Below are 5037 nucleotides of genomic sequence, written 5' to 3' on the forward strand. Positions count from 1 at the left end.
CGTCCGGTCGTTCCCCCGGGTCCCCGGGTTCCCAGTCCTCGCTCCCGCCGACGGGACCGGCGGAAGGAGCGGTCGAGGGCCGCGCCGTTCCGCCGCCCCGTGTCGGCGGTGCCGGCGCCGGGCCCCTTTCCGTGCCTCCACTCTCCCGTTCACGCGGTCTCCGCCTCATCCGCGCGCGTACTCATCTCACCGTCTAGGTACGGATACTCAGTTCCGCGCGCTCGCCCCCACGACGCCGGGCCGCGCACTGACTACGATCGCGTCCGTGTCCGTACTCCCCCTGATCTTCACAAGCGGCTGGGCCAGCGGCATCAACGCGTACGCGGTGGTGCTGCTGCTCGGTGTGTTCGGCGCGACGGGACTGAGCGACGACGTCCCCTCCGCTCTGCAGCGGCCCGAGGTGCTGATCGCCGCGGGTGTGCTGTTCGTGTGCGAGGCGGTCGCCGACAAGGTCCCGTACGTGGACTCGGTGTGGGACACCGCGCACACCGTGATCCGCCCGGTCGCGGGGGCCTGGATCGGCGCGCTGCTCGCCGGGCAGAGCGGCTCGCTGTCGGACATCACGGCGGGCCTGGTCGGCGGCGGCACGGCACTGGCCAGCCATCTGGTGAAGACCGGGACGCGGATGGCGGTCAACACCTCCCCCGAGCCCGTGAGCAACATGCTCGTGAGCCTGGCCGAGGACCTCGGAGTGGCCGGCCTCGTCACCTTCGCCGTCTTCCACCCCCTGGCCGCGGCGGTCATCGCCGCCGTCCTCCTCCTCGCGGGCGTCGTCGTCGTCACCTTCCTGATCTCCCGCATCCGCCGCTACCTGCGCCGCCGGGCCCGCCGCCGCGAGGAACGCCGCCAGGCCGTCCGGGCGGAGGCCCCGCCGGGCTGACCCGCCCACGCCTCCGGGCCGGCGACGCCGGGCAAGGCCCCGCCACCAGAACGGCACGGGCCCGGCGCGGGCGCACAGGCCCCCGGCGCCCGGGCACACGCGTCCGCGGGCGGAAGGGCCCCGTGCGCCTGGTACGGGCGCAACCTCGTGACCGCCGCACGCGCCCGCGGGCGAAAGGGCCACGGGACGGCGCCTCGCGGGCGGGACCACCCACCGCGGCCCGCGCCCGCGGGGAAGCCGTCGGCCGACAGGGTGCGGACGGGGCCGTCCGTGCGGGTCGATACAGTCACTGGCATGGGACGGATTGTGGTGGTCGGTGCTGGGATGGGCGCGATGGCGGGGGCTGCCCGGCTCGCCGTCGTGGGGCACCGGGTGACGGTGTTCGAGCGCACGGAGACGTACGGCGGTGCGGTGCGCCGCGCCGAACGGGACGGCTTCGCCTTCGACACCGGGCCCAGCCTGCTGCCGCTGCCCGCCGTCTACCGCGACCTGTTCGTCAAGACCGGCAAGGAACCGCTGGAGGACTGCGTCGAGCTGGTCCAGGTCGATCCGTCGGCGCGGCACGTCTTCGCGGACGGCACCGAGGTGTCCCTGCCGAACGCCTCCCGCGCGGGTGTCGTCTCGGCCCTGGACGACGCGCTCGGGGCGGGCGTCGGGCAGCGCTGGGGCGACTTCCTGGTGCGGGCGCGCGAGACCTGGGACCGCTCCCGGCGCCCGCTCCTGGAGGAGCCGCTGTGGCCCAACTGGTCCGTGCTGGCCGAGCGCGAGCCCTACCCGGCCGTCCCGCACAAGCGCCTGCTGCGCACCCGCCGGGCCGGCACGCTCGCCGAGGTCGGCGCCTGGGAGCTGCGCGACGCGCGTCTCGCCGCACTCCTGGAGAGTCACGCGCTCGTGCACGGCCTCGACCCGCGCACCACCCCGGCGAACGCCGCCGTGCTGCCGTACCTGGAGCACGCCTTCGGCACCTGGTACGTCCGCGGCGGCCTGCGCGAGCTGGCGCGTGCCGTGTACGAGCGGTGCCTGGCCCGCCGGGTCGAGTTCGTCTTCGGCGCCGAGGTCACGCGGATCGTCGAGAAGGACGGCCGGGCGGCCGGGGTCGAGCTCGCCGACGGGACGGTGGCCGAGGCGGAGTTCGTGATCGCCGGCGCGGGCCCCCGCGCGCTGGACGGCATGGTCCGGGGCGCGGCTCTGCGGGGCGAGGGAGAGGTACCGGCCCGGCCCGGGGCGCCCAGCCGCCTCACCGTGCTGCTGGCGCTGCGCGGCGGGCGGCCCGAAGGGACGGCCCATCGGACGGTGGTGCACACGGAGGACCGCGAGGCCGAGCTCGACGCGTTGTTCGGCACGGACCCCGAGCTGCCCGCGCGGCCCACGGTCACGGTGTCCCGCCCGGACGATCCGGCGCTGGTCCCGGACCCCGGGCACGAGGCGGTCACGCTCACGGCGACGGTCCCGGCGTCGGCGTCGGCGGGGCTGCGCGCACAGGCCGACCGCATGATCGCCGCCGCCTCGCGCGCCGTACCCGGGCTGCGCGACCGGCTCCTGTGGCACGAGGTCCGCACCCCGGCCGACATCGCCCGGACGACGGGCGCGGAGGGCGGCGCCGTCCCCGCGCCGGCGCTCGCCGCGGCGGAGGGACGCCTGCTGCACCCGGCCAACACCACCGCGCTTCCCGGCCTGTTCACCATCGGCGGCTGGTCGCACCCCGGCGGCGGGCTGCCGCACGCCGGCATGTCGGGCGCGCTGGTGGCCGGACTGATCGTGGAGGGACCGGAGTTCCGCGGCTCCCAGTGAGCCGGGCGGCGGTCAGAAGCGGTACTGCTCGTCGAAGCCCGAACCGTGCTGCTGCTGACCGTGGTTGTCGCCCTGGTAGGGGTACGACTGCTGCTCCTGCGGGAGTTCGCCGCCGTAGGACTCGTCGCTGCGCTGCTGCGGGACCCACACCCCGCCGGCCGGGGTCTCACCACCGTAGCCCGAGCCGGCGTAGGCGTCCTGGGTGCCGTAGCCCTGCTGCCCGTAGCCCTGCTGGCCGCCGTAGGCGGTGTCGTAGGAGGCGCCGTCGTAGGTCTGGGTGCCGGCGTACGGGTCGGAGTAGCCGGCGTACTGCTGCCCGCCGCCGGCGTCGTAGCCGTAACCCTGCTGTCCGTAGCCGGAGTAGTCGTACGCGTGGTTCTGGTCGGCGGTGGCGTACTGGTCCTGGGCCCGGGCCGAGTCGCCGTAGACGCCGTACGAGCCGGTGTCGTCGGGCAGGGGCTGCGGCTCGTACACCGCGGTGGCCTCCGCGGCCGTGGGCTCAGTGGGGCGGGCGGGGGTGAAGACGTCGTCGCGGTCGGGGTCGTCGTGCCCGTACGCCGGGCTGTCGTGACCGTGCAGGGCCGGCATGGTGCCGGTGTCGCCGTGGGCGCCGTGTTCCCCCCCGGCCGCTTCGAGGCCGGAGACCTCCAGCGCCGGGTCCTGGCGCTCGCCCCTGCCGCGGCGGCGCAGCGGCTTCTGAACGCCGTCGGCGCCGGGGCGGCCGACCGCCCAGCCGTCCGCGAAGCCGCGGCGGAAGGACAGCGTGACATAGGTCTGTCCGACCGCGAACGCGGCCGCGCCCAGACCGATCACGACGACGGACGGGATCAGTACACCGAACACGACCCCGAGAAAGCCCGCGAAGGCGAGCAGCCGCCAGCGCAGGCGTGCCTTGTACTGCAGCAGCACCTCGCCGAGCAGCCACAGCGCGACGATGCCGAACGCGATGTAGAGGACCGTCCAGCCCATGTACGCCCCTCTCCCAATGACCGCTCCGCAGTGTGTCGTACGCGGGTGCGGCCGGTCTAGGTCTGCGGCGGGCGGTGCAGACCCAGGTTCTCGTAGATTTCCAGCGTCGCCGTGGAGTTGTTGAGCGTGATGAAGTGCAGCCCGGGCACTCCCTCGGCCTGCAGCCGTGCGCAGAACTCCGTGGCGAACTCGATCCCCATGGAGCGTACCGCCGCCGGATCGTCCTTCGCCGCGAGGATCCGCTCTTTCAGGGCGTCCGGAATGACGGCGTTGCTGAGCTGCGGCAGCCGCTCGAGCATTCTCACACTAGTGACCGGCATGACTTCGGGGATCACCGGGGTCTCGCATCCGGCCGCGGTGACGCGGTCGCGCAGGCGGAGGTACGACTCCGGCTGGAAGAACATCTGCGTGATGGCGTAGTCGGCGCCCGCGCGGCACTTGTCGACGAAGTGCCTGACGTCGGTGTCCCAGTCGGTCGAGCGCGGGTGCATCTCGGGGAAGGCGGCGACGCCGACGCAGAAGTCGCCCGACTCCTTGATGAGCCGGACGAGTTCGGCCGCGTACGTCAGCCCGCGCGGGTGCGGGACCCACTCGCCCGCCGGGTCGCCGGGCGGGTCGCCGCGCACGGCGAGCATGTTGCGGATGCCGGCGTCGGCGTACTGACCGATGATGTTGCGCAGTTCGGCGACGGAGTGGTCGACGGCGGTGAGGTGTGCGACCGGGGTGAGAGTGGTGTCGGCGACGATCTGCTCGGTCTCCTTGACCGTGCCCGCGCGCGTGGAGCCGCCCGCGCCGTAGGTCACGGAGACGAAGTCCGGCGCGACCGCCTCGACCCTGCGCAGCGCGCTCCACAGGTTCCGCTCGCCCTTGGGGGTCTTCGGCGCCGAGAACTCGAACGAGTACGTCGGCTTTCCGGCGGCGAGGATGTCGCGCACGGTGCGTGCGCGATCAGTCCTGGTGGATGCGGTTCCGAGGGCCATACCCGCAGGTTAGCCAGGGGGCGGCGGTCCCCCAACCGGAGGCGGGAAATTCGCCCGATTTGCCGGACTGTCGTCCACCTTTCGGACAGCGGGGCCCGAAATGGCCGGGTCGGGTCTCGCGGGGCGTCCGCCCAGTGAGACACCGGCGCACTGTACGCGTGCCCTACTCGACGCCCTGCTTGGCGCCCTGCCCTGCCGCCTGCCGCAGCCGCCCGGCGAACTCGGCCGCCGCCGCGCCGGGGTCGTCGGCCTCGGTGATGGCCCGGACCACGACGACACGGCGGGCGCCGGCCTGAAGGACCTGGTCCAGGTTGCCGAGGTCGATGCCGCCGATGGCGAACCAGGGCCGGTCGGTGCGCAGGGAGGCGGCGTACCGGACCAGGCCGAGGCCGGGGGCGGGCCGGCCGGGCTTGGTGC

Annotated in this window: 5 protein-coding genes; 2 read left to right on the top strand and 3 right to left on the bottom strand. The window is 74.3% G+C overall.

The genetic code is table 11. The features are described 5' to 3' along the window. The first annotated feature begins 265 nt into the window (after positions 1-265). Positions 266-880 (top strand): DUF4126 domain-containing protein, encoded by a 615-nt coding sequence (locus tag C1I97_RS31215; protein WP_111006428.1) that lies wholly within the window; start codon positions 266-268, stop codon positions 878-880. A gap of 294 nt (positions 881-1174) precedes the next feature. Then, entirely contained in the window at positions 1175-2671 is a 1497-nt protein-coding gene (locus tag C1I97_RS31220) for a phytoene desaturase family protein (RefSeq protein ID WP_111006429.1), read from the top strand. A 12-nt stretch (positions 2672-2683) separates the two neighbouring features. Here the strand turns inward: C1I97_RS31220 and C1I97_RS31225 are convergent, their stop codons facing one another. The 3 genes from C1I97_RS31225 to C1I97_RS31235 form a co-directional block, all read right to left on the bottom strand. Next, positions 2684-3640 carry an SCO2102 family sporulation regulator gene (locus tag C1I97_RS31225; RefSeq protein ID WP_111006430.1) on the bottom strand — a complete coding sequence of 319 codons (957 nt, stop codon included), beginning with the start codon at positions 3638-3640 and terminating at the stop codon, positions 2684-2686. A 56-nt stretch (positions 3641-3696) separates the two neighbouring features. Continuing rightward, positions 3697-4620, bottom strand: a complete 924-nt coding sequence (metF, locus tag C1I97_RS31230; RefSeq protein WP_111006431.1) for a methylenetetrahydrofolate reductase [NAD(P)H] — start codon at positions 4618-4620, stop codon at positions 3697-3699. A 163-nt stretch (positions 4621-4783) separates the two neighbouring features. Next, positions 4784-5037: thiamine phosphate synthase (locus tag C1I97_RS31235; protein WP_181447000.1), on the bottom strand; the 254-nt coding region annotated here is incomplete at its 5' end.

Source organism: Streptomyces sp. NTH33, from assembly GCF_003236365.1.
In the GTDB taxonomy this organism is placed as follows: Bacteria; Actinomycetota; Actinomycetes; order Streptomycetales; family Streptomycetaceae; genus Streptomyces.